Raw genomic sequence first — 24,211 nt, forward strand, 5'->3', positions numbered from 1 at the left:
TCGTCATCCTCTCGTCGGAACGTTGCGGAGGTCCGAGGCGTGCTCGACCTCTCCGTCGTAGTGGGTCGGCAGCGGCGCGTGCCCGGGCAGCACGTGCTGGACGATCTCGTCGAGCACCCGGCGGACGGCGGGCTCGCCCACCCACAGGTGCTTGGCGCCGTCGACGCCGATCACCTCGGCCTGCGGCACCCGGGCGAAGCGCTCGCGCGCCTCGGCGGGCTGCAGGTAGTCGTCGTGCTCGGGCACCAGCACGACGAGCGGCTTGCCGAACTCGGCCCAGCGGTCCAGGTCCTCGTCCGTGGCGCGGTGCAGCGGGGGCGAGAGCAGGACGGCCCCCTCGATGCTCGGGTCGGCCCCGTGCCGCAGGACGAGCTCGGTCCCGAAGCTCCAGCCGACCAGCCAGGGGCGGGGCAGCTCGCGGAACTCGGCGAGCTCGAGGGCCGCCGCCACGTCGTACCGCTCGGCGTCGCCGCCGTCGAAGGCGCCCTCGGACGTACCCCGCGGCGACGAGGTGCCCCGGGTGTTGAACCGGAGCACCGCGAGGTCGGCCAGCTCGGGCAGGCGCCACGCGGCCTTGCGGTACACGTGGGAGTCCATGTATCCGCCGTGGGTGGGCAGCGGGTGGAAGGTCAGCAGCGTCGCCACCGGGTCGCGGCCCTGCGGCTGGGCGAGCTCACCGACGAGCGTCAGCCCGTCCGCGGTGTGCAGGTCGACGTCCTCCCGACGGGCGGGCAGGACGGTCATCGAGCGGATCTGGTGGCCGGTGGCGGTGTCCTCGTTCATCACTGACCAGCCTAGTTCGCGCCCGATCTCCTGCCCGCCGGACGCGCGCGTCCTGCGACGTCAGAGCAGACGTCGGCGCCGCTGCCAGCAGGACGCGTGCCAGTGCCGGCGGTCCTCGAGGCCGGCCGCCTCACCACCCCACGCGTCACGCTGCCACGCGACCACGTGGGGCGTCCCGGGCGGGATGGTCTGGCGGCAGGCGGGACACGTGTAGGCCTTGTCGCCGCCCGTCACCCGCCGTACCGTCCACTCGCCGTCGTCGGCGCTCTCGTGCCGGATGCCGCCGAGCGCTCGGTCCATGTCGAGGGGCTGGTGCTCGGCACCCCAGGGACGCTTGCGGGAGGGTCGACGTGACGGCATGTCCCCATTGTGGCGTGCGGGGGGAGGAACCACCGGCCGGGCCGGGCCGTTAGAGTGTTCGGGGTCCGTCGACCGGACGAACCACCCCGCGACCGAAGGACTACTCGTGAAGCTCCGTACCCCCGCAGCCCTCGGCGTCGCGCTCGCCGCCGCCCTCGTGCTGGGTGGCTGCAGCGACGACGCCGACGCCCCCGACAGCACGGAGCCGTCGGCACCCTCGTCGGCCTCCGCCGACTCCACCGCGCAGGCCGAGCCGACCGAGGAGGACATCGCCGCCGTCGAGTCGATCGAGGTCACGGGCGAGCCGGGCTCCGAACCGGAGCTCTCCTTCGACGACATCGAGGTCTCCGTCCCGACGCACCGCGTGGTGGACGAGGGTGACGGGACCGAGATCAGCGAGGGCATGAAGCTCACCATCCACTACGTGACCTACGACGCCACGGGCCAGAAGATGAACTCGACCTGGGAGGTCGACTCCCCGCAGAGCATCGTCCTCGGCGAGCAGTCCGACCTGCTCATCTCGCCGCTCGAGGGCCAGTCGGTCGGCACCCGCTTCCTGCTGGCGAACCCGATCGCCGACCAGCAGGGCGAGCCGACGACCGCGGTGAACCTCATCGAGGTCGTCGACGCCTACGAGATCCCGGAGCGCGCCGAGGGCGAGGCCGTCGAGCCCGAGGAGGGTCTGCCCACCGTCACGCTGGGCGAGGACGGCGCCCCGTCCGTCGAGATCCCGGACGGCTACGAGGCCCCGGACGAGCTCGTCGCCCAGACCCTCATCCGCGGGGACGGCGAGGAGGTCTCGCCCGAGCAGACCGTGACCGCGCACTACACCGGCTGGACCCTGGACGGCGAGGTCTTCGACTCGTCCTGGGAGCGGGGCGAGCCCTCGGCGTTCTCGCTGCAGCAGGTGATCCCGGGCTGGACGGACGGCATCTCAGGCCAGACCGTCGGCAGCCAGGTGCTCCTCGTCATCCCGGCCGACCAGGCCTACGGCGCCGAGGCCGTCGAGGGCAACCCGCTGGCGGGCGAGGACCTGGTCTTCGTCGTCGACATCCTCGACGTGGAGTGATGCGGGCTCCGCACCGGACCTGACCCCCGCGACGGCGGGCCACCTGCACGGGTGGCCCGCCGTCGTCGTAGTGTCGGAGCCATGGACACCACCGACCGCGAGGTGCTGACCTGGTCCGACTTCGGCGACGGGGTGCGCCGGCTCGCCGAGCAGGTGGTGGCGAGCGGTTTCCGTCCCGAGGTCGTCGTCGCGATCGCCCGCGGTGGGTTGATCCCCGGCGGAGCCGTGGCCTACGCCCTCGGGACGAAGGGCGTCGGGACGATGAACGTCGAGTTCTACACCGACGTCGGGCGGACCCTCGACGACCCACGCGTCCTGCCGCCGCTCATGGACACCGCGGAGCTGCCGGGTTCGCGGGTGCTCGTCGTGGACGACGTCGCGGACTCCGGCCGGACGCTGGACCTCGTGATGCGTCTGGTCCGGGAGAAGGGCGCCGAGGCGCGTGCTGCCGTGCTCTACACGAAGCCGCGGTCGGTGTACCGGCCGGAGTACACCTGGCGCGAGACCGACCGCTGGATCACGTTCCCCTGGTCGGCCGAACCTCCGGTGGCCGGCGCGGACGACCGGGGGCACGCCTGACACCGGAGGGGTCACCGGCGGGGCACCCCGGACGCGCGAGGGCCCGGCGACGGCCGATGCCGTCGCCGGGCCCTCGTCACGAGCACCTCGGAGCGGGTCAGAAGTCCCAGTCGTCGTCGGTGGTCTCGACCGCCTTGCCGATCACGTACGACGAGCCGGAACCCGAGAAGAAGTCGTGGTTCTCGTCCGCGTTCGGGCTCAGCGCCGCGAGGATCGCCGGGTTGACGTCGGTCTCGTCCTTCGGGAAGAGCCCCTCGTAGCCGAGGTTCATCAGCGCCTTGTTGGCGTTGTACCGCAGGAACTTCTTGACGTCCTCGGTGAGCCCCAGCTCCCCGTAGAGCGACTCGGTGTACGCGACCTCGTTCTCGTACAGCTCGAAGAGCAGGTCGAAGGTGTAGGCCTTCATCTCGTCCTGCTCGGCCGGCGAGAGCTTCGCCAGGCCCTTCTGGAACTTGTAGCCGATGTAGTACCCGTGCACGGCCTCGTCGCGGATGATGAGGCGGATGAGGTCGGCCGTGTTCGTCAGCTTGGCCCGGCTCGACCAGTACATCGGGGCGTAGAAGCCGGAGTAGAACAGGAACGACTCGAGCATCGTCGAGGCGACCTTGCGCTTGAGCGGGTCGTCGCCCCGGTAGTACTCCAGGACGATCTCGGCCTTGCGCTGCAGGTGCGGGTTCTGCTCGGACCAGGCGAACGCGTCGTCGATCTCCTTGGTGGAGATCAGCGTCGAGAAGATCGACGAGTAGCTCTTGGCGTGCACCGACTCCATGAACGCGATGTTGGTGTACACCGCCTCCTCGTGAGGGGTCAGGGCGTCCGGGATGAGCGAGACCGCACCGACGGTGCCCTGGATGGTGTCGAGCAGCGTCAGCCCGGTGAACACCCGGGTCGTCATGAGCTTCTCGGCCTCGGACAGGGTGTGCCACGACTGGATGTCGTTGGACACCGGCACCTTCTCCGGCAGCCAGAAGTTGCCGACCAGGCGGTCCCAGACCTCGAGGTCCTTCTCGTCCTGCAGACGGTTCCAGTTGATCGCGGTGACGCGGTCGATGAGCTTGAGCTGACCGGTGGGTGACATGGCGGGTTCCTTCGGGGCGTGGGTCGACGACGAGGGCGAGCGGCGGCGGGTCAGAGCATGCAGCTCACGCAGTTCTCCACCTCGGTGCCCTCGAGCGCCAGCTGCCGCAGCCGGATGTAGTACAGCGTCTTGATGCCCTTGCGCCAGGCGTAGATCTGCGCCTTGTTGACGTCACGGGTGGTCACGGTGTCCGGGAAGAACAGCGTCAGGCTCAGCCCCTGGTCGACGTGCTGCGTCGCCGCGGCGTAGGTGTCGATGATCTTCTCGTACCCGATCTCGTACGCGTCCTGGTAGTACTCCAGGTTGTCGTTCGTCATGTACGGCGCCGGGTAGTACGCGCGACCGAGCTTGCCCTCCTTGCGGATCTCGATCTTGGCGGCCACCGGGTGGATCGACGACGTCGAGTAGTTGATGTAGCTGATCGACCCGGTCGGCGGCACCGCCTGGAGGTTCTGGTTGTAGATCCCGTGCGCCATGACGGACGCCTTGAGCTCGCGCCAGTCGTCCTGGGTCGGGATATGCACGCCGGCGCCCGCGAAGAGCTCGGCGACCCGCTCGGTGGCCGGCTCCCACACGGCGTCGGTGTACTTGTCGAAGTACTCCCCCGAGGCGTAGGCGGACTCCTCGAACCCGCCGAAGGCCCGGCCACGCTCGATCGCGAGACGGTTCGACGCCGCGATCGCGTGGTAGGCGACCGTGTAGAAGTACATGTTCGTGAAGTCGACGCCCTCGGCGGAGCCGTAGTGGATCCGCTCGCGCGCAAGGTACCCGTGCAGGTTCATCTGACCGAGCCCGATGGCGTGCCCGAGCTCGTTCGCCTTCTTCACCGACGGCACCGACTCGATGCTCGTCTGGTCCGAGACCGCGGTCAGCGCCCGGATCGCCGTGTCGATGGTCCGGCCCAGGTCGGGCGAGTCCATCGCCTTGGCGATGTTCAGCGAGCCCAGGTTGCAGGAGATGTCCCGGCCGACCTCGTCGTAGGACAGGTCCTCGTGGAACGTGGAGGCCGTGGAGACCTGCAGGATCTCCGAGCACAGGTTGGAGTGGGTGATCCGCCCGGCGATCGGGTTGGCGCGGTTCACCGTGTCCTCGAACATGACGTACGGGTAGCCCGACTCGAACTGCAGCTCGGCGATCGTCTGGAAGAAGTCCCGCGCACGGATGGTCTTCTTCGTGATCCGGTCGTCCGCCACCAGCTCGTCGTACTTCTCGGTGATCGAGATGTCGGCGAACGGCTTGCCGTAGATGCGCTCGACGTCGTACGGGCTGAACAGGTGCATGTCCTCGTTGCGCTTGGCGAGCTCGAACGTGATGTCCGGGATGACCACGCCGAGCGACAGCGTCTTGATGCGGATCTTCTCGTCGGCGTTCTCGCGCTTGGTGTCGAGGAACCGCAGGATGTCCGGGTGATGGGCGTGCAGGTAGACCGCGCCGGCGCCCTGGCGTGCGCCGAGCTGGTTCGCGTACGAGAAGGAGTCCTCGAGCAGCTTCATGACCGGGATGACACCGGAGGACTGGTTCTGGATGTGCTTGATCGGCGCACCGTGCTCGCGCACGTTGCTGAGCAGCAGCGCGACGCCGCCGCCGCGCTTCGAGAGCTGCAGCGCCGAGTTGATGCTGCGCGCGATCGACTCCATGTTGTCCTCGATGCGCAGCAGGAAGCAGGAGACGGGCTCGCCGCGCTGCGCCTTGCCGACGTTGAGGAACGTGGGCGTGGCCGGCTGGAACCGCCCGGAGATGACCTCGTCGACGATGTCGCGCGCCCGCTGCTCGTCGCCGGCCGCCAGCCCGAGGGCCACCATCGAGACCCGGTCCTCGAAGCGCTCGAGGTACTTCGTGCCGTCGAACGTCTTCAGCGTGTACGAGGTGTAGTACTTGAAGGCACCGAGGAACGACTCGAAGCGGAACCCGGCGGCGTACGCCCGCTGGAACAGCTCCTTGACGAACGAGCGGGAGTACTTCTCGAGGACGGCCGGGTCGTAGTACTCGTTCTCGAGGAGGTAGTCGAGCTTGGCGTCGAGGGTGTCGAACGCGATCGTGTTCGGCAGCACGTGCTGGCGGAAGTACGCCGACGCGGCCTCGCGGTCCTTCTCGAACTGGATCTTCCCGTCCGGCCCGTACAGGTTCAGCATGGCGTTGAGCGCGTGGTAGTCCATGTCGCTCTGCTGCAGAGAGGCGCCCGTCGTGGTCGGCGACGCCTCGGACGTCGTGGCGCTCACGCCGAGATCAGTGACTGTCGTTGCCAAAATCGTCCCAATCCGTCACGGACGCGTTGGGCGTCCTCGGTGGTGCCGAGCAGCTCGAAGGCGTACAGGTACGGGACCTGGCACTTCGCCGCGATGATGTCACCGGCGATGCAGTAGGCAGCGCCGAAGTTGGTGTTGCCCGCCGCGATCACGCCGCGGATCAACGACCGGTTGCCCTCGTCCCCGAGGAACTTGCGCACCTGCCGAGGCACCGCACCGCCCTCGTTGCCCCCGCCGTAGGTGGGGGCCAGGAGGACGTAGGGCTCGTCGACGGTCAGGAAGCCGTCGGCGGGCCGCAGCGGGATGCGGTGCACCGACATGCCGCGCTCCTCGAGACCGAGGCGCCTCACGAAGCGGTGCGTGTTCTCCGAGACGCTGGAGAAGTACACGAGCGAGCCCATGTCGCTCTCCCCCCGTCGGACGTGCTGCGGTGGTACCGGCCCGGTCGCGCGGGTCGAGTGCGCGACCGGGCCGGAGATCGTCAGGCCGTGACGGCCTGCTGCGCCGCGAGGGCGCTGATCTGGTCGGGGCGGAAGCCCGACCAGTGCGTGTCACCCGCGACGACGACCGGCGCCTGCAGGTAACCGAGCTCACGGACCATCTCGAGCGCCTGGGCATCCTCGGTGATGTCCACGACGGAGTACTCGACGCCCTTGCGGTCCAGTGCCCGGTAGGTCGCGTCGCACTGCACGCAGGACGGCTTGCTGTAGACCGTGACGCTCATCTCGCACTCCCTGTCTCTGCCGCCACCGGGGCGGCCGGTCGATGTCCCCTGACAACCTGGCCTCGACGTCCGAACCGGACGGTCGCGGCTGGCTCTGCGGCCCCGAGGGGGCCCTCACCAGGAACGACACCGGTGGAACTACGTCGATGTGATTCACCTCGGAGCCTGCGGCCCCGACGTGCTCTCAACACTACACCTAGTGTTCGCCGCGCACCTGCCCACGACATGTTGTGTTTGTCATCGCTGTGATTTCACCCGTGTAGTTCTCCGCAGAGGCCGTGGACGACGCGCCGCGAGCCTGTGGACCCAGCATCCCAGGAGCCTCCGACACGGCCGCGCGGCGCCGTCCTCCGACCGGCCGTCCCCGCCGGTCCGCCGTGTCCGCAGGCCGCCCACCGACGGTCCACACGGTGTGGACGGCCGGTGTCCACACCATGTGGACGACCCGGGACCGCGGATGACCCTCGGGTTCGTCGAGACGGGGTGCGGACCGCCCGCACCGGCGTGTCGTCCGCGGCGCGTCGGTCGCTCCGGCTCCCTGCCGTGGCGCGACTCACCCTCGACGGTCAGACGGGGCGGCCGCCACGGCACACGTGCTGCACCCGCAGGTCCCGGTCGACCACGAGGACGTCGGCCCGGCGCCCGGCGACCAGTCCTCCGACGTCGGTCGCCCCGAGCACCCCTGCCGGCACCCACGAGGCGCTCCGGACGGCGGCGACGAGCGGGACACCGGCCTCGACCGCGCAGCGGACCACGTCGATCAGGTGCGCGGTGCTGCCGGCGATCGCCCCGCCCTGAGGATCCTCGGGGTCGGCGAGCCGCGCCACGCCGTCGCGGACGACCACGGACATCGGGCCGAGCTCGTAGTCCCCGTCGTCCATCCCGGCCGCCGCCATCGCGTCGGTGACGAGCGCGACCTGGTCCACGCCGACCGTCTGCATCACGGTGCGGACGGTGGCGGGGTCCAGGTGCACGCCGTCGCCCACCAGCTCGACCACGAGGTCGCCCCGCGACGCCGCCGCCAGGCAGGCGGCGACCGGCCCCGGGTGACGGTGGTGCAGCGGACGCATGCCGTTGAACAGGTGCGTGGCGGTCATCCGCGACGAGCCACCGGCCTCGGCCAGGTCCGCGGCCACCTGCCGCAGCAGCGCCTCCGACTGCTCGGTCGTGGCGTCGGTGTGCCCCAGCGACGGCACGACGCCGGCGCGCACCAGCGCCGTCGCGACGCCGCCCGGTCCGGTCACGCCGTCGACCTCGGGCGCGACGGTCATGGTGCGCAGATGGCCCCGGGACGCCTCGCGCAGGTCGCGCACGAGCCGGACGTCGCCGGGGACGAGGCGGCTGGGGTCCTGGGCGCCGCAGCGGGCCGCGGACAGGAACGGTCCCTCGGCGTGGATCCCCGCGATCTCCCCCGCGTCCGCGAGATCCGCCAGCAGGGCGGCCCGCGCGAGGAGCGTCTCCCGGTCGGCCGTCACGAGCGAGGCCAGCAGCGTCGTCGTGCCGTGGCGCCGGTGCTCCAGCACGGCCGTCATCGCCTCGTCGGCGGAGGTGGCGTCCGGGAACCCCGCCCCGCCGCCGCCGTGGTTGTGCAGGTCGACCAGGCCGGGCAGCACGTAGGTGCCGGGCGGGGGTTCCTCGGCACGGGCCACCTCGTCACCCACTCCGGCGGCCGCGGCCTCCTCGAGCGGGCCCGCCCACACGATCCGGTCGTCGGCGACCACGACCGCGCCGTCGCGGACCAGCCGGTCGGGCGTGACGACGTCCCCGCGCAGCGCGAAGACGGACGGAGGGCGAGGGCTGTCCTGAGCATCGGAGGGATCGGTGACCATGCACCCATCCTGCCGCACCGCGCTGACCTGGGCCGCGCTGTCTCGTCCGGCTAGAAGAGGCGCGAGTCCGGGTCGTCGACCCCGCGCATGGCGTCGTAGTCCAGGACCAGGCAGTCGATCCCCCGGTCGCCGGCCAGCACCCGGGCCTGCGGCTTGATCTCCTGCGCCGCGAACACGCCCCGGACCGGGGACAGCAACGGGTCCCGGTTCAGCAGCTCCAGGTACCGGGTGAGCTGCTCGACCCCGTCGATCTCGCCGCGCCGCTTGATCTCGACGGCGACGGTCCCGCCGTCGGCGTCACGGGCCAGGATGTCCACCGGGCCGATGGCGGTCATGTACTCGCGCCGGACCAGCGAGTGGCCGGTCCCGAGGAGCTCGATCTGCGCGGCCAGCAGCTCCTGCAGGTGCGCCTCGACGCCGTCCTTGACCAGCCCCGGGTCCACGCCCAGGTCGTGGTCGGAGTCGTGCACGACGTCGTACAGGTCGATCTCCAGGCGGTCGTCCGACTTCTGGTGCTGGACGGTCCACACCGCCGTCACGCCCCGGGCAGCCGACTCCTCGTCGGGCTCGGCGGCGGACATGGTGCACGGCGGGCTCATCCAGTTCAGCGGCTTGAAGGAGCCGCCGTCGGAGTGCAGCAGCACGCTCCCGTCCGCCTTGACCACCAGCAACCGGGTGGCCAGCGGCAGGTGGGCGGTCAGACGACCCGTGTAGCGGGCCGAGCAGCGGGCGACGACCAGTCTCACGCTCTCCCCTTCGTGGCTCGGTCAGACGACGAGGTCGCGTCGTCCGGGCGGGGCGGACTCCAGCCAGGAGGCGAGTCCGGCATAGGCACCCGCTGACATCGTCAGCTCGAAATCGGTCCCGTCGTACCGACAGCGCACCAGGTACTGGTCGACCTGGCCGGCCAGGTCGAGAGGGGCCCGGCCCGTCACCTCGAGCCGGTCACGACGCCAGCTCCGTGCCGGGCGCGGGGCCAGGGACCAGCACCGGAACCAGTCGATCCGGCCCACGCCGTAGTGTGCGATGCCGGCCGACCACGCGCCGGACGGGTTGTCGCCGGGCCGGGCACCGCACTGGAACGACCCGACCCGGCGTGACAGCCGGCGGAGACGCGAGCCCCCGACGACGAGCACGAGGGCGAGCACGAGCACGACGGCGAGGACCGTCCAGAGCACGTACCCCACCGTCGCCGCCCCCTCAGGCCAGCGCCGACTCGCGTCCGGAGACCTCGGTGACCTCGTCGACGACGATCGTGACGACGTCGTCGTCCACCGAGAGGAACCCGCCGTCGACGTGGACCTCGACGGCGACCAGTCCGGCTGCGGTCGAGACCTTGACCGTTCCCGGCCGCAGCACCGCCAGCATCGGGGTGTGGCCGGCGAGGATGCCCACCTGGCCTTCGGCGGACGGGGCGCTGACCTCGCGGGCCGCTCCGGACCAGACCTTGCGGTCCGCCGCGACCAGGTCGACGTTCAGCTCTGCCATGTCGGGCTCCAGGGTTCTTCAGTCGAGAGTGGTGCGGCGTCGCCCCGCCGCCACCGTGGTGCACGGCAGGGCGACGCCGTCGGGATGCGCGACGTGGCCGTCAGGCCCCGTACTCCTTCTGGATCTTCGCCCAGTTGCGCTCGAGGTCCTCGAGACCACCGATGTTGTAGAAGGCCTGCTCGGCCACGTGGTCGTACTCGCCCTCGGTGATCTTCTTGAAGGCCTCGACCGTCTCGCTCAGCGGGACCGTCGAACCCTCGACACCCGTGAACTTCTTGGCCATGTACGTGTTCTGCGAGAGGAACTGCTGGATGCGGCGGGCGCGCGCCACCAGCGTCTTGTCCTCCTCCGAGAGCTCGTCGACACCGAGGATCGCGATGATGTCCTGCAGCTCCTTGTTGCGCTGCAGGATCGACTTCACCGCGGTGGCGACGTCGTAGTGCTCCTGGCCCACGTAGCGCGGGTCGAGGATGCGCGACGTCGAGGTCAGCGGGTCGATCGCCGGGTACAGACCCTGCGAGGCGATCTCACGGGAGAGCTCCGTGGTCGCGTCGAGGTGGGCGAACGTCGTCGCCGGCGCCGGGTCGGTGTAGTCGTCCGCCGGCACGTAGATCGCCTGCAGCGAGGTGATCGAGTGGCCACGGGTCGAGGTGATGCGCTCCTGGAGCAGACCCATCTCGTCCGCGAGGTTCGGCTGGTAGCCCACGGCGGACGGCATGCGGCCGAGCAGCGTGGAGACCTCGGAACCCGCCTGCGTGAAGCGGAAGATGTTGTCGATGAACAGCAGCACGTCCTGCTTCTTCACGTCGCGGAAGTACTCCGCCATCGTGAGCGCGGACAGGGCGACGCGCAGACGCGTGCCCGGCGGCTCGTCCATCTGGCCGAAGACCAGGGCGGTCTTGTCGAAGACGCCGGCCTCGTCCATCTCGTGGATCAGGTCGTTGCCCTCACGCGTGCGCTCACCGACACCGGCGAACACGGAGACACCGCCGTGGTCCTGGGCGACACGCTGGATCATCTCCTGGATGAGGACCGTCTTGCCGACGCCCGCACCACCGAAGAGACCGATCTTGCCACCCTGCACGTACGGGGTCAGCAGGTCGATCGACTTGATGCCCGTCTCGAACATCTGGGTCTTCGACTCGAGCTGGTCGAACGCCGGCGGCTTGCGGTGGATCGGCCACCGCTCGGTGACCTCGAGCGTCTCGCCCTCGGGGAGGTTGAGCACGTCACCGGTGACGTTGAAGACCTTGCCCTTGGTGACGTCACCGACGGGCACGGAGATCGGGGCGCCCGTGTCGGTGACGACGGCCCCGCGGACCAGACCGTCGGTCGGCTTCAGGGCGATCGCCCGCACCAGCGAGTCGCCCAGGTGCTGGGCGGTCTCGAGCGTCAGGGTGAAGGTGTTCTCCTCCTCCCCCAGGCCCGACAGGTCGATGTCGACCTGGAGGGCGTTGTAGATCTCGGGGATCGAGTCCTCGGGGAACTCGATGTCGACGACAGGGCCGATCACCCGCGCGACACGGCCGGTCCCCGGCTCGGTCGCGGCGGCGCCGTGCGCTGCTTCCGCGGTGGTGGCGGTCATTGCTTGCCTCGCTTCGAAAGGTTCGGGTGTGAGTTCGTCGATCGACGGCGTCGGACGTGGTGCGTCACGACGCCGCGAGGGCGTCAGCACCCGAGACGATCTCGCTGATCTCCTGGGTGATGTCCGCCTGGCGAGCCTGGTTCGCCAGGCGCGTGTAGGTACGGATCAGGTCCTGGGCGTTGTCCGTCGCGGTGTGCATCGCGCGCTGGCGGGAGGCCAGCTCGGAGGCCGCGGCCTCCAGCATGAAGCTGAAGATGCGGCTGCGCACGTACCGCGGGAGCAGGGAGTCGAGGACGGCTTCGGGCGACGGCTCGAAGTCGTACAGCGGCAGGGCGTCGTTCTCCCCGGGCACGGCCACTCCCTCGACGACCTCGAGCGGGAGCATCCGCACGCGCCGGGGACGCTGGCTGACCATGTTGACGAACTGCGTGTAGACCACGTGCAGCTCGCCGACGCCGCCCTCGGCCTCCGGGGCGAGGAACGCGCCGAGCAGGGTGTCGGCGATCTCCCCGGCCACGTCGGCCTGCGGGCTGTCCGAGCCGTACGACCACTGGCCCGCCATCTCGCGCTCCCGGTAACGGAAGTACGAGATCGCCCGACGGCCGGTCGCGTAGAGGGCGACCTCCTTGCCCTCGGCCTGCAACCGGGCCACGACGCGCTCGGTCTCGCGGATGATCGAGGCCGAGTAGGAGCCCGCCATCCCGCGGTCCGAGGCGATGACGAGGACCGCGGCCCGGTTCGTGTCGGTGCGCTCCGTGGTCAGCGGGTGGTCGGTCGCCGTGTGTGTCGCGACGGCCGACACGGCACGGGTGATCGCCCGCTCGTACGGCGCGGCGGCGGCCGTCCGGCCACGAGCCTTGCCGATGCGCGAGGCAGCGATCAGCTCCTGCGCGCGGAACACCTTCTTCAGCGACTGCGTCGACTTGATCCGCTGCTTGTAGACGCGCTGGGATCCTCCGGCCATACGATCAGCCCTTCTTCTGCACGACGAGCTGCTCCTGCTCGGCGTCCGCGGCGTCGGTGTCGGGCTCGCCGCCGACCAGCGGGGAACCGTCGCCCTTGAGGAAGCCGTCGCGGAAGTCCTCGACGGCCGCGGTGAGCGCGTCCTCGGTGTCCTGCTCCAGCTTGCCGGTCTCCACGATGGTGGTGAAGACGTCGGTGTTGCGGCGCAGGTGCTCGATGAACTCGGACTCGAAGCGCTTGACGTCGTCCACCGGGACGTCGTCCAGCTTGCCACGGGTACCGGCCCAGATGGAGGCGACCTGCTCCTCGACCGGGTACGGCGTGTACTGCGGCTGCTTGAGCAGCTCCATCAGCACCGCACCGCGGGCGAGCTGACCGCGCGAAGCGGCGTCGAGGTCGGAGGCGAACATGGCGAACGCCTCGAGCGCGCGGTACTGGGCCAGCTCCAGCTTCAGCGTGCCGGAGACCTTCTTCATGGCCTTGACCTGGGCGTCACCGCCGACGCGGGAGACCGAGATCCCGACGTCGACCGCCGGGCGCTGGTCCGCGTTGAACAGGTCGGACTGCAGGAAGATCTGACCGTCGGTGATGGAGATGACGTTCGTCGGGATGTACGCCGAGACGTCGTTCGCCTTGGTCTCGATGATCGGCAGACCGGTCATCGATCCGGCGCCCATCTCGTCCGAGAGCTTCGCGCAACGCTCGAGCAGCCGGGAGTGCAGGTAGAAGACGTCACCGGGGTACGCCTCGCGGCCCGGCGGGCGGCGCAGCAGCAGCGACGTGGCGCGGTAGGCCTCGGCCTGCTTCGACAGGTCGTCGAAGATCACCAGCACGTGCTTGCCGGCGTACATCCAGTGCTGGCCGATGGCCGAACCGGTGTAGGGCGCGAGGTACTTGAAGCCGGCCGGGTCGGAGGCCGGGGCCGCCACGATCGTGGTGTACTCCAGCGCGCCGGCCTCCTCGAGGGCGCCGCGCACCGAGGCGATCGTGGAGCCCTTCTGACCGACCGCGACGTAGATGCAGCGCACCTGCTTGTCGGGGTCGCCGGAGTCCCAGTTCGCCTTCTGGTTGATGATCGTGTCGATCGCGATCGCCGTCTTGCCGGTCTGGCGGTCACCGATGATCAGCTGACGCTGACCGCGGCCGATCGGGATCATCGAGTCGATGGCCTTGATGCCGGTCTGCAGCGGCTCGTGGACCGACTTGCGCTGCATGACGCCGGGGGCCTGGAGCTCCAGGGCGCGGCGGCCGTCGGTGTCGATGTCGCCGAGACCGTCGACCGGGTTGCCCAGCGGGTCCACGACGCGGCCGAGGTAGCCCTCGCCGACGGGGACCGACAGGACCTCACCGGTGCGGCGGACCTCCTGGCCCTCCTCGATACCGGTGAACTCGCCGAGGACGACGACACCGATCTCGCGGACGTCCAGGTTCAGCGCCAGGCCGAGCGTGCCGTCCTCGAAACGCAGCAGCTCGTTGGCCATGGCGCCGGGCAGGCCTTCGACGTTGGCGATGCCGTCGGCGGCGAAGGTCACGCGGCCGACCTCTTCGGTCGCCGCTCCTTCGGGCTCATAGGACTTCACGAAGCTGTCCAGCGCGGCGCGGATCTCTTCCGGCCGGATCGTCAGCTCAGCCATTGCTCTTCTCCTGTCGTGGCCGCAGTCTGCGACCGAACGTTCGTCTGCGCCGACCCACGGCCGGCTGGGCGTCAAGTTGTCAGCCGGCCAGCCGGCGACGGGCGTCAGCCAGGCGGGACAGCACGGTGGAGTCGACGACGTCGGCGCCGACCTGGATACGCAGCCCACCGACCACGGCCGGGTCGACCGTGACGTTGAGCTGGACGGCACGCCCGTAGGCACGTTCGAGGATCTCGCCGAGGCGCTCCTCCTGTGCCGCGGAGAGCACCGAGCCGCTCGTCACCGACGCCACGAGACGGTTGCGGCGCTCGGCCGCGACGTCGCCGTACCAGACCAGCGTGGGGACGAACCGACGTCCGCGCAACGAGGTCGTCGCGCGGCGCGCCAGCGCCACCGTGATCTCGTCGGCCTTGCCGGCCAGCAGCGCCTCGACCAGCCCGACCCGCTGCTCGCGGGCCGAGGTCTCGTCCGAGAGGGCCTGGCGGGCAGCACGCTGCCCGACCAGGGCGCGGGTCAGGACGAAGAGCTCGTCCTCGACGGTCTCCAGCGCGCCCCGCGACTCCGCCGCGGCGAGCATGGCGTCGACCGCCAGGCGCTCCACGGCGTCACCGAGATCGGCGTCGCTCGACCACCGCGACCGGACCAGGCCGGAGACGAGGTCGACGACACGCTCGTCGAACCCGTCGGCCAGCACGGCCGTGACGAGGCGCGCCTTGTCCTCGCCGTCCCGCGAGGGGTCCGCGAGCGAGCGGCGCAGCGGGGCCGACCCGTCGAGCGCGCTCACGACGGCGAACAGCTGCTCGCCCAGCGTGGCGGCTTCGGTCCCTGCGGACCGCAGCACCGGCTCGAACCGCTCTTGGGCGGCGGCCAGGGATGCTCCGCTCGTGCCTCGCATCAGCCCTCCTCGCTCCTCGTGGTCGCGACCTGCTCGGCCTCGAGCTCGTCGAGGAACCGGTCGACGACGCGCGACTGGCGCGCGCTGTCCTCCAGCGACTCACCGACGATCTTCGACGCGAGCTCGGTCGCCAGGGTGCCGACCTCGGTCCGCAGCGAGACCGCCGCGGCCTGACGCTCGGCCTCGATCTGACGGTGTGCCGTCTCGACGATGCGTGCCGCCTCGTCGTTGGCCTTGGCCTTCAGCTCGGCGACGATGGCCGTGCCCTCGGCACGGGCCTCCTCGCGCGTCTTCGAGGCCTCGGCACGGGCCTCGGCGAGCTGCTGGTGGTACTCCGCCAGCGCTGCCGCAGCCTCCTGCTGCGCCTTCTCGGCCTTGGCCAGACCGCCCTCGATCTTCGCCGTGCGCTCGTCCAGGACCGCCTGGAACCGAGGCAGGACGTACCGGTAGAAGACGACCGCGATGACGGCGAGGACGACCGACGACCAGATGATGTCGTACCAGGCGGGGATGAAGAGGTCGATCCCCTCCGCTGCCGTTTCTTCCGCCGCCACGATGACCGGGGCGGCGGTGTGCGCCGCCGCCATCACGCGGCCGGGAACAGGAAGCCGGCGACGAGGCCGAGGAGGGCGAGCAGCTCGACGAAGGCGACACCGAGGAACATGGTGGCGCGCAGCTGACCGGCGACCTCGGGCTGGCGGGCCATGCCCTCGATCGTCTTGCCGATGAGGATGCCGAGACCGATGCCCGGGCCGACCGCGGCGAGGCCGTAGCCGACAGCGTTGAGGTTACCGGTGACCTCGGCGAGGGTGGTGACGTCCACTGGGTTTCCTTCCGTTGGGCGTCGGGCCGGTCGGCCCGACGTCGCTGACTTGCGTCTGGGTGGGTAGGTGGGCGTGCCGTGTCAGGAAGCCTGATCCGCCAGGATCAGTGCTCCTCCTCCAGCGACAGGCTGATGTAGACCGCGGCGAGCAGGGCGAAGATGTACGCCTGCAGCAGCGCGACCAGGATCTCGAACAGGGTGACGGCGAAGCCACCCGCGAGGGTCAGTGCGGCGATGCCCTTCAGCGCCGGCGCCGCCTCGAGGAGGAAGAACTGGGTCGCCGCGAAGCAGAGCACCAGCATGATGTGCCCGGCGATCATGTTGGCCGCGAGTCGCAGCGCGAGCGAGAGCGGCCGGACCACGAGGATCTGCACCAGCTCGATCGGCGTGACGATGAAGTAGATCGGCCACGGGATCCCGGGCGGGAAGAGGTTGTTCTTCAGGTAGCCGCCGAGGCCGTGCTTGGCGATGCCGACCCACCAGTAGGTCACGAAGACCCACAGCGCCAGCACCAGCGGCAGGCCGATCCGGGCGGTACCGGCCATGTTGAGGAACGGGATGATGCCCGTGATGTTGAACGCGAGGATCGACAGGAAGATCGTCGTCAGCATCGGGACGAAGCGACGGGCGTTCGTCTTGCCGAGGATCTCCTCAGCGATCTGCACGCGCACGAAGTCGAGGATGATCTCGATCGCGCCCTGGAACCGTCCGGGCACGAGCTTCGCGCGCCGCGCGGCCACCACGAAGACGGTCAGCAGCACCGCCATCGCGATGATGCGGATGATCCAGATCCGGTCGATCTGGAAGATCGTGTCCTCGAAGAGGATCGCCGGCGGGAAGAATTCGTCGATGGACGGCACATGGAAGCCGCCCTCCCCTTCGGAGGCGGCGAACAGCATGGGGGTCGCTGACGTGAACAGGAGGACTCCCGGGTGGTCGAAGGTCTTTCGGCACTCCACGCTGAAGCGGGCACGCCATCGGACCTGGCCGTCATGGATTCGCGGACAGCCTACTAGATGAACTCGGATGGTCCGACACCGAAGGGCCACTTCGGCAGCGGAATCGTGCGGCTTGTGAACAATGGCACGTGCAGCCGTCCCACCTGGGGGCTTCGTCGCAGGTCAGGGCTGCACGTACGGCATCCGCGCCCCGCGCACGGCCTGGTAGTCGAGCAGCGCCGACCCGACCGCTCCGAGTGCCAGCACGACGAACAGCACGTAGGGGTCGTAGAAGTCCGCTCCGCGCAGCAGCACCAGCACGACGACGAGCACCACGATCTTCGCCAGCCAGGCGCCCATGACACCGGCCGCCATGGCGGTCGGCGACGCGCCGACGGTGCGCTGCATCGACCAGATCGTGGTGGCGCAGAAGAACGCTGCCAGCCCCGCACCGACGAGGGCGCCCCAGACGCCCGCCGTCCCGGCCACGAACCAGCCGACGAGGCCGCCCCCGACCACCAGCACCCCGACCAGCAGCAGCGTCGACCGCATGGCGCGACGCAGCATCGCGCGCTCGGAGGACTGGACCTCCTCGTGCGTGCGCCCCTCGACGCCCTCGGGCTCCTCCGGGCGGTCCGGGGTGGCGTTCTGCTCGGTCATGGTCGGTCTCCTTCTCCGGAGGGCGTCGGGGTGGACGACGCCGCCACCGGGTTCGCCCCCGAGGCCACGTCGTCGTCGAGGAAGCGCCCGCGCGTGCGCAGCGGGCCGAGCGTGAGCACCAGGGCCACGACGACCGCCACGACGAGCCAGGCGAGCACCACCTGCCAGCGCCACGCCACCAGTGCCGCCGTGCCGAAGGCGAAGACCGCCGTCCAGACGTACAGGATGAGCACGGCGCGGCGGTGCGAGTGCCCCAGGGCGAGCATGCGGTGGTGCAGGTGCATCCGGTCGGGGGCCATCGGCGACTTGCCGGCGGCCAGCCGGCGGACGACCGCCATCGTCATGTCGAGCAGCGGCAGGAGCGTCACGGCCAGCGGCAGCAGCAGCGGGATGAAGATCGTGGCCCGCTGCGCGCCCGACAGGGCGTCGGTGACGGTCGGGTCGAAGCTGCTGGTGATCGAGATCGCCGCTCCGGCGAAGACCAGCCCCAGGATCATCGACCCCGAGTCGCCCATGAAGATGTGCGACGGGTAGAAGTTGTGCGGCAGGAACCCGAGGCACACGCCGACCAGCACCGCGGTCATCATCGTCGCGAAGCTCGAGTAGTCGGCCGGGCTCGCCTGCTGGGTGAGGAAGTACGTGTAGAGGAAGAACGCCGACCCGCCGATCGCGACGATGCCGGCGGCGAGGCCGTCGAGCCCGTCCACGAAGTTCACGGCGTTCATCGCGACCACGATGACGAGGATCGTGACGAACAGCGACAGCCGGGCCGACGGGATCGTCAGGCCACCGGGCATCGGCAGCGCGGTCAGCTGGACCTGGTTCACGACGAGGAACCCCGCGGCGAGGATCTGCCCCGCGAGCTTCGTCATCCAGTCCAGGTCCCAGATGTCGTCGGCCCACCCGAGCAGGCAGACGATCACCGCTCCGCCGACGACGCCGAACACCTGGGGTTCGGCGAAGACCCCCGCGAGGAACGGCATGCGGGAGGCCAGCAGCACGGCGACGACGATCCCGAGCAGCATCGCCAGACCGCCCAGCCGTGGTGTCGGCTGGACGTGCACGTCGCGGGCCCGGACCGCGGAGATGGCGTTGGTCCGCCGGGCGACCCAGCGGGCACCGGGTGTCGCCAGGTACGTCACCGCCGCGGCGATGAGCATGACCAGCAGATATGCCCTCACCCGGGGTTCCCCTCGGAGGTCTCGTCGAGGCCCAGCACGGGCGCGATCTCGCGCAGCGCCGCGAGCGTCACCGCGCCCTGGCGCACCACGCGCATCTCCGGGCCGGTCGCGTCGACGATCGTCGAGGCGACACCGCCCGGGGCGGTGCCCCCGTCGAGGTAGCAGCCCACCGCGTCACCGAGCTGGTCGACGGCCTCGGCGGCCTCGGTGGCCGCGGGCCCCCCGGTGCGGTTGGCGCTGGAGACGGCCAACGGCCCCGTGCGGCGCAGCAGCGCGAGCGCCGCCGGGTGGTCGGGCATCCGCAGCGCGACCGTGCCGTGGGTCTCGCCCAGGTCCCACTGCAGGGACGGCTGGGACCGCAGGATGATGGTGAAGCCCCCCGGCCAGAACGCCTCGACCAGCGCACGTGCCGAGGCGGGCACGTCGACGGCGAGCCCGTCCAGCGTGCGGGTGTCCGGCACGAGGACGGGCGGGGGCATCTGCCGCCCCCGTCCCTTCGCCGCGAGCAGCGCGGCGACGGCGTCCGCGTCGAACGCGTCCGCACCGATCCCGTAGACCGTGTCGGTCGGGAGGACGACGAGTCCGCCCCGGGAGATCGTGTTGACGGCCTCGTCGATCGCGGGGCCCCAGGAGTTCTCGTCGGTGACATCGTGCACGGTGCTCACTCGCCCCAGTCTGTCACGGTTCGTCGTCCGGACGGTGCGTCGACCGGCTGCCGGGCGACCACCATGCGGGGTCGGCCGGTGAGGTCCTCGGCGGTGCGCACGTCGACCAGACCGGCCGCCGCGGCCAGCTCCCGCGCACCGGCGGCCTGCACCTCGGCGTGCTCCATGACGAACAGCCCGCCCGGCCGCAGCAGCCGGGCCGCCGCCCTGGCGACGCCCCGGGGCACCTCCAGCCCGTCGGCGCCGAGGCCGTACAGGGCCACCCCGGGATCGTGGCCCGCGACCTCCGGGTCCCGGGGCACGGCCGTCGGCGGCACGTACGGCGGGTTGGACACCACGACGTCGACCGTGCCGTCCCACGCGGTGAGAGCCGTGCGGGCGTCCCCCCGGACCGGCCGGACGTCGGCACCGGCGGCACCGGCCACCGCCGCGACGTTGCGCTCGGTCCACCGGTACGCCTCGCGGTCCAGCTCCACCGCGTGGACGACGGCGCCCGGCACCTCCGTGGCCACCGCCAGCGCGATGGCCCCGGACCCGGTGCACAGGTCGACGACGACGACGCTCCCCCGGTCGGCGACGACGGCCGTGGCCTCGTCGACCGCGACCTGGGCGACCTGCTCGGTCTCCGGGCGCGGCACGAACACCCCGGGCCCGACGGCCAGCTCGAGGTGCCGGAACGGCGCCGTGCCCGTCAGGTGCTGCAGGGGCTCCCGGCGTGCCCGGCGCTCGACGAGCCCCGCGAACCGCTCCCCCGGGCCGGGGCCGGCCGGGGCGCCGCCGTCGGGCAGCGGGGCGTCGAGCACGGAGAGCCGCCGGACCTCGCCCCGCGGCACGTCCAGGACGTGGGCCAGGAGCAGCTCGGCGTCGGTGCGCGGCGACGGGACGCCGGCGGCGGCCAGCCGTCGCGACGCCTCGCGCAGCAGGGCGCCGACCGTGTCAGGCATCGCCGGCGGCCGCGAGCCGGGCGGCCTCGTCGGCGTCGACGGCCGACCGGATGAGGGCGTCCAGGTCCCCGGCCAGCACGTGGTCGAGGTTGTAGGCCTTGAAGCCGGTGCGGTGGTCCGCGATGCGGTTCTCCGGGAAGTTGTACGTCCGGATCCTTTCGCTGCGGTCGACGGTGCGCACCTGCGACCGGCGCAGGTCCGCGGCCTCGGCGGCGGCGGCCTCCTGCCGGGCGGCCAGCAGCCGCGCCCGGAGCACGCGCATCGCCTGCTCCTTGTTCTGCAGCTGCGACTTCTCGTTCTGCATCGACACGACGATGCCGGTGGGCTCGTGCGTGATCCGCACGGCGGAGTCGGTCGTGTTCACCGACTGCCCGCCGGGCCCGGAGGACCGGTAGACGTCGATGCGCAGGTCGTTCGGGTCGATCTCGACCTCGCCGGGGTCGTCGACCTCGGGCAGCACCAGCACCCCGGCGGCCGACGTGTGGATCCGTCCCTGGGACTCGGTGACCGGCACCCGCTGGACGCGGTGCACCCCGCCCTCGTACTTGAGGTTCGCCCAGACACCGTCCGCGGGGTCGTCCGGGGTGCCGCGGGACTTCACCGCGAGCTGGACGTCCTTGAACCCGCCGAGCTCGGTCTCGGTGGACTCCAGCACCTGCGTCGCCCACCCCCGACGTTCCGCGTAGCGCAGGTACATGCGCAGCAGGTCACCGGCGAACAGTGCGGACTCGTCGCCGCCCTCGCCGGCCTTGATCTCCAGGATCACGTCGCGGCCGTCGTCGGGGTCGCGCGGCACGAGGACGCGGCGCAGGTGCTCGGCGGCCTCGGCCTCGGCCTCCTGCAGCGCGGGGACCTCCGCGGCGAACGACTCGTCCTCGTCGGCGAGCTCGGCCGCCGCGGCGGCGTCGTCCCGGGCGGTGCGCCAGGACCGGTAGGCGCCGACGACCCGGTTGAGCTCGGCGTACCGCCGTCCCAGGGTGCGGGCACGACCGGGGTCGGCGTGGACGGCCGGATCGGCGAGCTCGCGCTCGATCTCGGCATGCTCCGCCAGCAGCGGCTCGGCCACCGCGAAGTCCTCGGTCACGTCGTCTCCGTCCGGTCGTTCCTCGGCGCAGCGCCGCGGCGCCGCCGGGTCGCGTGTCGGGGGGGCGACCCGCGGATCAGCCTAGAACCTGCCGGCCGGGGCGGGTTCGGAGCCGATCCACCGGGCGGTGCACCCTGCGGCACCGCCCGGACATGCGACAGCGCCGGTGGTCCCGCGGCCGACTGCCCCTGGAGAGGTTGTCGGGCGGACCACCGGCGCTGCCGGAGGTGCTACTTGTCCTTCTTGCCGTAGCGCGCCTGGAACCGGGCCACGCGGCCACCGGTGTCGAGGATCTTCTGCTTGCCCGTGTAGAACGGGTGGCAGGCGCTGCAGACGTCGGCGTTGATCTTGCCGGAGGTCTCCGTGCTGCGGGTCACGAAGGTGTTGCCGCAGGTGCAGGTGACCTCGGTGAGGACGTACTCGGGGTGGATACCGCTCTTCATGATGCTCCTTGGTGTGATGCCTCCGGGTCGCCTCGCAGGACCGCGAGCCGTGAACCGGCAGGCCGACGAACCATTGTGCCAGAACACCTGTCCTGGCGGGGATGTTCCCGGGTGTGACCTCAGACGGTCTCGCCGGGACGGTCGTCCGTGAGGCCGGACGGCGTGGTCTTCTGGACCTGGAGCAGGAACTCGACGTTGCTCTTGGTGTCCTTGAGCTTGCCGAGCAGCAGCTCGATGGCCTGCTGCTGGTCCAGTGCGCCCATGACGCGACGCAGCTTGTAGACGATGCCGAGCTCCTCCTTGGACATGAGGATCTCCTCGCGGCGGGTGCCGGACGCGTTGACGTCCACCGCCGGGAAGATCCGCCGGTCCGCGAGGTTGCGCGACAGCCGCAGCTCCATGTTGCCGGTGCCCTTGAACTCCTCGAAGATCACCTCGTCCATCTTCGAGCCCGTCTCGACCAGCGCCGAGCCCAGGATGGTCAGCGAACCGCCCTCCTCGATGTTGCGCGCGGCACCGAAGAACTTCTTCGGCGGGTAGAGCGCCGCGGCGTCCACACCGCCGGAGAGGATCCGGCCCGAGGCCGGGGCCGCCAGGTTGTAGGCGCGCGACAGGCGGGTGATGGAGTCGAGCAGCACCACGACGTCCTGGCCGAGCTCGACCAGGCGCTTGGCACGCTCGATCGCGAGCTCGGCGACGATCGTGTGGTCCGAGGCGGGGCGGTCGAACGTCGAGGCGATGACCTCGCCCTTGACGGTCCGCTCCATGTCGGTGACCTCTTCGGGCCGCTCGTCCACGAGCACCACCATCAGGTGGACCTCGGGGTTGTTGGCCGTGATGGCGTTGGCGATCTGCTGCATGATGATCGTCTTGCCGGCCTTGGGGGGCGAGACGATCAGACCACGCTGGCCCTTGCCGACCGGGGCGACGATGTCGATCACCCGCGGGGTCAGGCGGGTCGCCTCGGGGTTCTCCAGGCGCAGGCGCTCCTGCGGGTACAGCGGGGTCAGCTTCGTGAACTCGGGACGCTGACGCGCCTCCTCCGGCGTCATCCCGTTGACGGTGTCGAGACGCACCAGCGCGGAGAACTTGTTGCGCGCGTTCTTGCCGCCCCCGCCCCCGCCGCTGGGCGGCTCCTCGCCGTCACGGGGCTGCCGGATGGCGCCCACGACGGCGTCGCCGCGGCGCAGCCCCGACTTGCGGACCTGGTTCATCGAGACGTAGACGTCCTTCGGCCCGGGCAGGTAGCCGCTGGTCCGCACGAACGCGTAGTTGTCGCGGATGTCGAGGATGCCCGCGACGGGGAGCAGCACGTCGTCCTCGCGGACCTCCGGCTCCTCCAGGGGCATGTCCGGCCCGTTGCCACCGCGGCCCCCGCGGTTGCGGCGCCGGTCGCGACCGCGGTCGCGGCCGCGACGACGGCGCGAGCCGGACTTCTCCTGCTGGTCGCCCTGCTGGCGGCCCTGGCCGCCCTGCTGACGACCCTGGTCGCCGCGGTCTGCGGACCGGTCGTCCTGACGGTCCTGACCGCCGCGGCCGCGGCCGCCCTCGCCGTCGCCCTTCGGGCCGGAGCCCGACTCCTGGCGGTCCGGCCGGGACTGGCGCTCCTTCGGCGCGGCGACGGCGTCGGCGAGCTCGGCGAGCCGCGCCTCACGGTCGTTCGTCGGGCCGGCGCCCTCCTGCGGGCCGCCGTCGACCCGCTGCTCCTGCCCGGTGGCGGCGCCGGAGCTGCGCACCGCGCGGCGGCGGCGCGGGGCGTCCTCCGCGGGCGCCTCGCTGCGGACCGAGGGAGCCGCGGTCGACGCGGCCGCGACGGGCTCGGCGGAGACGGGCTTGCCCGCTCCGGCCCCGCGACCGGCGTCGTCCTGGCGGTTGCCGCCGGAGGAGCGACGGGAGCGGATGGCGTCGGCCAGGTCGCTCTTGCGCATCCGGCTGGTTCCCTTGACGCCCAGCTGGGACGCCATCGCCTGGAGCTCGGCAAGCTTCATCGAGCTCAGGTTGTCGGTGGTGTTCGTCACGAAGGACCCTTCCCCCTCGTATGCGGTCCTGCGGGGCGTCCGCTCGGACCGGGGTGGCGGGCGACCGGGTGCAGGGGGCACCCGGACGCGAAACCTCGCATCAGTGGTACGACGACGTCGGCTGACGGGGTTGCTGACGGCCTCCGGCGCAGGACCCGACGAGCGGGCTGCGGTGGGGCAACGGACGGACGCATCGTGCAAACCATCATCACGTGACGATGC

At 71.0% G+C, this 24,211-nt stretch carries 26 protein-coding genes; 2 read left to right on the forward strand and 24 right to left on the reverse strand.

The window, feature by feature from the left end:
* Positions 1 to 3: 3 nt before the first annotated feature.
* Together Q6350_RS00335 and Q6350_RS00340 are read right to left on the reverse strand one after the other, a co-directional pair.
* The gene (locus Q6350_RS00335; protein WP_305064634.1) at positions 4 to 783 is read right to left on the reverse strand and encodes an alpha/beta hydrolase; all 780 of its coding nucleotides are present in this window, start codon (positions 781 to 783) and stop codon (positions 4 to 6) included.
* Between the two features lie 60 nt (positions 784 to 843).
* Complete coding sequence (locus tag Q6350_RS00340) at positions 844 to 1,143, reverse strand: hypothetical protein (protein ID WP_171245510.1); 300 nt, start codon at positions 1,141 to 1,143, stop codon at positions 844 to 846.
* Positions 1,144 to 1,249: 106 nt separating this feature from the next.
* On the opposite strand from Q6350_RS00340, the gene Q6350_RS00345 reads away from it, so the two are divergent.
* Positions 1,250 to 2,212 carry an FKBP-type peptidyl-prolyl cis-trans isomerase gene (locus tag Q6350_RS00345; protein WP_304602409.1) on the forward strand — a complete coding sequence of 321 codons (963 nt, stop codon included), beginning with the start codon at positions 1,250 to 1,252 and terminating at the stop codon, positions 2,210 to 2,212.
* 81 nt (positions 2,213 to 2,293) lie between these two features.
* The gene (locus Q6350_RS00350; RefSeq protein WP_304602410.1) at positions 2,294 to 2,791 is read left to right on the forward strand and encodes a phosphoribosyltransferase; all 498 of its coding nucleotides are present in this window, start codon (positions 2,294 to 2,296) and stop codon (positions 2,789 to 2,791) included.
* 97 nt (positions 2,792 to 2,888) lie between these two features.
* Here the strand turns inward: Q6350_RS00350 and nrdF are convergent, their stop codons facing one another.
* The 22 genes from nrdF to rho form a co-directional block, all read right to left on the reverse strand.
* Positions 2,889 to 3,869 (reverse strand): class 1b ribonucleoside-diphosphate reductase subunit beta, encoded by a 981-nt coding sequence (gene nrdF / locus Q6350_RS00355; protein ID WP_304602411.1) that lies wholly within the window; start codon positions 3,867 to 3,869, stop codon positions 2,889 to 2,891.
* A 50-nt stretch (positions 3,870 to 3,919) separates the two neighbouring features.
* Entirely contained in the window at positions 3,920 to 6,115 is a 2,196-nt protein-coding gene (gene nrdE, locus Q6350_RS00360) for a class 1b ribonucleoside-diphosphate reductase subunit alpha (RefSeq protein ID WP_369810806.1), read from the reverse strand.
* A complete protein-coding gene (nrdI, locus tag Q6350_RS00365; protein ID WP_171245505.1) occupies positions 6,085 to 6,516 on the reverse strand; it encodes a class Ib ribonucleoside-diphosphate reductase assembly flavoprotein NrdI in 432 nt (143 codons plus the stop codon). The genes nrdE and nrdI overlap by 31 nt, the downstream gene beginning before the upstream one ends.
* An 80-nt stretch (positions 6,517 to 6,596) precedes the next feature.
* Positions 6,597 to 6,839, reverse strand: a complete 243-nt coding sequence (nrdH, locus tag Q6350_RS00370) for a glutaredoxin-like protein NrdH (protein WP_171245504.1) — start codon at positions 6,837 to 6,839, stop codon at positions 6,597 to 6,599.
* 566 nt (positions 6,840 to 7,405) lie between these two features.
* Positions 7,406 to 8,668, reverse strand: a complete 1,263-nt coding sequence (locus Q6350_RS00375) for an N-acetylglucosamine-6-phosphate deacetylase (protein ID WP_305064639.1) — start codon at positions 8,666 to 8,668, stop codon at positions 7,406 to 7,408.
* A 50-nt stretch (positions 8,669 to 8,718) separates the two neighbouring features.
* Positions 8,719 to 9,414, reverse strand: coding sequence for an endonuclease NucS (gene nucS, locus Q6350_RS00380; RefSeq protein ID WP_305064641.1), 696 nt, complete (start codon positions 9,412 to 9,414; stop codon positions 8,719 to 8,721).
* A 21-nt stretch (positions 9,415 to 9,435) separates the two neighbouring features.
* On the reverse strand, positions 9,436 to 9,846 hold the full coding sequence (locus tag Q6350_RS00385) for a DUF2550 domain-containing protein (RefSeq protein ID WP_304602413.1): 411 nt from the start codon (positions 9,844 to 9,846) through the stop codon (positions 9,436 to 9,438).
* Positions 9,847 to 9,868: 22 nt separating this feature from the next.
* The gene (locus Q6350_RS00390; RefSeq protein ID WP_305064644.1) at positions 9,869 to 10,156 is read right to left on the reverse strand and encodes a F0F1 ATP synthase subunit epsilon; all 288 of its coding nucleotides are present in this window, start codon (positions 10,154 to 10,156) and stop codon (positions 9,869 to 9,871) included.
* A 100-nt stretch (positions 10,157 to 10,256) separates the two neighbouring features.
* Complete coding sequence (gene atpD / locus Q6350_RS00395) at positions 10,257 to 11,741, reverse strand: F0F1 ATP synthase subunit beta (protein ID WP_304602415.1); 1,485 nt, start codon at positions 11,739 to 11,741, stop codon at positions 10,257 to 10,259.
* A gap of 64 nt (positions 11,742 to 11,805) precedes the next feature.
* Positions 11,806 to 12,705 (reverse strand): F0F1 ATP synthase subunit gamma, encoded by a 900-nt coding sequence (locus Q6350_RS00400; protein ID WP_304602416.1) that lies wholly within the window; start codon positions 12,703 to 12,705, stop codon positions 11,806 to 11,808.
* Positions 12,706 to 12,709: 4 nt separating this feature from the next.
* On the reverse strand, positions 12,710 to 14,338 hold the full coding sequence (atpA, locus tag Q6350_RS00405; protein WP_304602417.1) for a F0F1 ATP synthase subunit alpha: 1,629 nt from the start codon (positions 14,336 to 14,338) through the stop codon (positions 12,710 to 12,712).
* A 79-nt stretch (positions 14,339 to 14,417) separates the two neighbouring features.
* Positions 14,418 to 15,233 carry a F0F1 ATP synthase subunit delta gene (locus tag Q6350_RS00410; RefSeq protein WP_171245496.1) on the reverse strand — a complete coding sequence of 272 codons (816 nt, stop codon included), beginning with the start codon at positions 15,231 to 15,233 and terminating at the stop codon, positions 14,418 to 14,420.
* Positions 15,233 to 15,820: a F0F1 ATP synthase subunit B gene (locus Q6350_RS00415; RefSeq protein WP_171245495.1), complete on the reverse strand. Its 588-nt coding sequence runs from the start codon at positions 15,818 to 15,820 to the stop codon at positions 15,233 to 15,235. The genes Q6350_RS00410 and Q6350_RS00415 overlap by 1 nt, the downstream gene beginning before the upstream one ends.
* Positions 15,820 to 16,056 (reverse strand): ATP synthase F0 subunit C, encoded by a 237-nt coding sequence (locus Q6350_RS00420; protein WP_098464265.1) that lies wholly within the window; start codon positions 16,054 to 16,056, stop codon positions 15,820 to 15,822. The genes Q6350_RS00415 and Q6350_RS00420 overlap by 1 nt, the downstream gene beginning before the upstream one ends.
* 104 nt (positions 16,057 to 16,160) lie before the next feature.
* Positions 16,161 to 16,955, reverse strand: a complete 795-nt coding sequence (atpB, locus tag Q6350_RS00425; RefSeq protein ID WP_171245494.1) for a F0F1 ATP synthase subunit A — start codon at positions 16,953 to 16,955, stop codon at positions 16,161 to 16,163.
* A 222-nt stretch (positions 16,956 to 17,177) separates the two neighbouring features.
* A complete protein-coding gene (locus Q6350_RS00430; protein ID WP_304606826.1) occupies positions 17,178 to 17,654 on the reverse strand; it encodes a hypothetical protein in 477 nt (158 codons plus the stop codon).
* Positions 17,651 to 18,835 carry a glycosyltransferase family 4 protein gene (locus Q6350_RS00435; RefSeq protein ID WP_304602419.1) on the reverse strand — a complete coding sequence of 395 codons (1,185 nt, stop codon included), beginning with the start codon at positions 18,833 to 18,835 and terminating at the stop codon, positions 17,651 to 17,653. The genes Q6350_RS00430 and Q6350_RS00435 overlap by 4 nt, the downstream gene beginning before the upstream one ends.
* Positions 18,832 to 19,491, reverse strand: a complete 660-nt coding sequence (locus Q6350_RS00440) for an L-threonylcarbamoyladenylate synthase (protein ID WP_304606883.1) — start codon at positions 19,489 to 19,491, stop codon at positions 18,832 to 18,834. The genes Q6350_RS00435 and Q6350_RS00440 overlap by 4 nt, the downstream gene beginning before the upstream one ends.
* A 5-nt stretch (positions 19,492 to 19,496) precedes the next feature.
* Complete coding sequence (gene prmC / locus Q6350_RS00445) at positions 19,497 to 20,444, reverse strand: peptide chain release factor N(5)-glutamine methyltransferase (RefSeq protein WP_304606825.1); 948 nt, start codon at positions 20,442 to 20,444, stop codon at positions 19,497 to 19,499.
* Positions 20,437 to 21,528: a peptide chain release factor 1 gene (prfA, locus tag Q6350_RS00450; RefSeq protein ID WP_304602421.1), complete on the reverse strand. Its 1,092-nt coding sequence runs from the start codon at positions 21,526 to 21,528 to the stop codon at positions 20,437 to 20,439. Before prfA ends, prmC begins: the two co-directional genes overlap by 8 nt.
* Before the next feature lie 230 nt (positions 21,529 to 21,758).
* Positions 21,759 to 21,971 (reverse strand): 50S ribosomal protein L31, encoded by a 213-nt coding sequence (gene rpmE, locus Q6350_RS00455; RefSeq protein WP_171245490.1) that lies wholly within the window; start codon positions 21,969 to 21,971, stop codon positions 21,759 to 21,761.
* A gap of 119 nt (positions 21,972 to 22,090) precedes the next feature.
* The gene (gene rho / locus Q6350_RS00460; RefSeq protein WP_369810812.1) at positions 22,091 to 23,959 is read right to left on the reverse strand and encodes a transcription termination factor Rho; all 1,869 of its coding nucleotides are present in this window, start codon (positions 23,957 to 23,959) and stop codon (positions 22,091 to 22,093) included.
* Positions 23,960 to 24,211: the final 252 nt, after the last annotated feature.

Origin of the sequence: Isoptericola sp. b515 (assembly GCF_030588125.1) — a bacterium.
Lineage (GTDB): Bacteria > Actinomycetota > Actinomycetes > Actinomycetales > Cellulomonadaceae > Isoptericola > Isoptericola sediminis.

What these genes read in the sequence shown, in the direction of transcription:
- Q6350_RS00390 (WP_305064644.1), bottom strand. Translation starts at nt 10,156, where the DNA reads ATGGCAGAGCTGAACGTCGACCTGGTCGCGGCGGACCGCAAGGTCTGG.
- Q6350_RS00350 (WP_304602410.1), top strand. Translation starts at nt 2,294, where the DNA reads ATGGACACCACCGACCGCGAGGTGCTGACCTGGTCCGACTTCGGCGAC.
- atpD (WP_304602415.1), bottom strand. Translation starts at nt 11,741, where the DNA reads ATGACCGCCACCACCGCGGAAGCAGCGCACGGCGCCGCCGCGACCGAG.
- rho (WP_369810812.1), bottom strand. Translation starts at nt 23,959, where the DNA reads ATGAAGCTTGCCGAGCTCCAGGCGATGGCGTCCCAGCTGGGCGTCAAG.
- rpmE (WP_171245490.1), bottom strand. Translation starts at nt 21,971, where the DNA reads ATGAAGAGCGGTATCCACCCCGAGTACGTCCTCACCGAGGTCACCTGC.
- atpA (WP_304602417.1), bottom strand. Translation starts at nt 14,338, where the DNA reads ATGGCTGAGCTGACGATCCGGCCGGAAGAGATCCGCGCCGCGCTGGAC.
- nrdH (WP_171245504.1), bottom strand. Translation starts at nt 6,839, where the DNA reads ATGAGCGTCACGGTCTACAGCAAGCCGTCCTGCGTGCAGTGCGACGCG.
- Q6350_RS00335 (WP_305064634.1), bottom strand. Translation starts at nt 783, where the DNA reads ATGAACGAGGACACCGCCACCGGCCACCAGATCCGCTCGATGACCGTC.
- Q6350_RS00400 (WP_304602416.1), bottom strand. Translation starts at nt 12,705, where the DNA reads ATGGCCGGAGGATCCCAGCGCGTCTACAAGCAGCGGATCAAGTCGACG.
- Q6350_RS00410 (WP_171245496.1), bottom strand. Translation starts at nt 15,233, where the DNA reads ATGCGAGGCACGAGCGGAGCATCCCTGGCCGCCGCCCAAGAGCGGTTC.
- Q6350_RS00430 (WP_304606826.1), bottom strand. Translation starts at nt 17,654, where the DNA reads ATGACCGAGCAGAACGCCACCCCGGACCGCCCGGAGGAGCCCGAGGGC.
- Q6350_RS00340 (WP_171245510.1), bottom strand. Translation starts at nt 1,143, where the DNA reads ATGCCGTCACGTCGACCCTCCCGCAAGCGTCCCTGGGGTGCCGAGCAC.
- atpB (WP_171245494.1), bottom strand. Translation starts at nt 16,955, where the DNA reads ATGCTGTTCGCCGCCTCCGAAGGGGAGGGCGGCTTCCATGTGCCGTCC.
- nrdF (WP_304602411.1), bottom strand. Translation starts at nt 3,869, where the DNA reads ATGTCACCCACCGGTCAGCTCAAGCTCATCGACCGCGTCACCGCGATC.
- Q6350_RS00375 (WP_305064639.1), bottom strand. Translation starts at nt 8,668, where the DNA reads ATGGTCACCGATCCCTCCGATGCTCAGGACAGCCCTCGCCCTCCGTCC.
- Q6350_RS00415 (WP_171245495.1), bottom strand. Translation starts at nt 15,820, where the DNA reads ATGGCGGCGGCGCACACCGCCGCCCCGGTCATCGTGGCGGCGGAAGAA.
- nrdI (WP_171245505.1), bottom strand. Translation starts at nt 6,516, where the DNA reads ATGGGCTCGCTCGTGTACTTCTCCAGCGTCTCGGAGAACACGCACCGC.
- prmC (WP_304606825.1), bottom strand. Translation starts at nt 20,444, where the DNA reads ATGCCTGACACGGTCGGCGCCCTGCTGCGCGAGGCGTCGCGACGGCTG.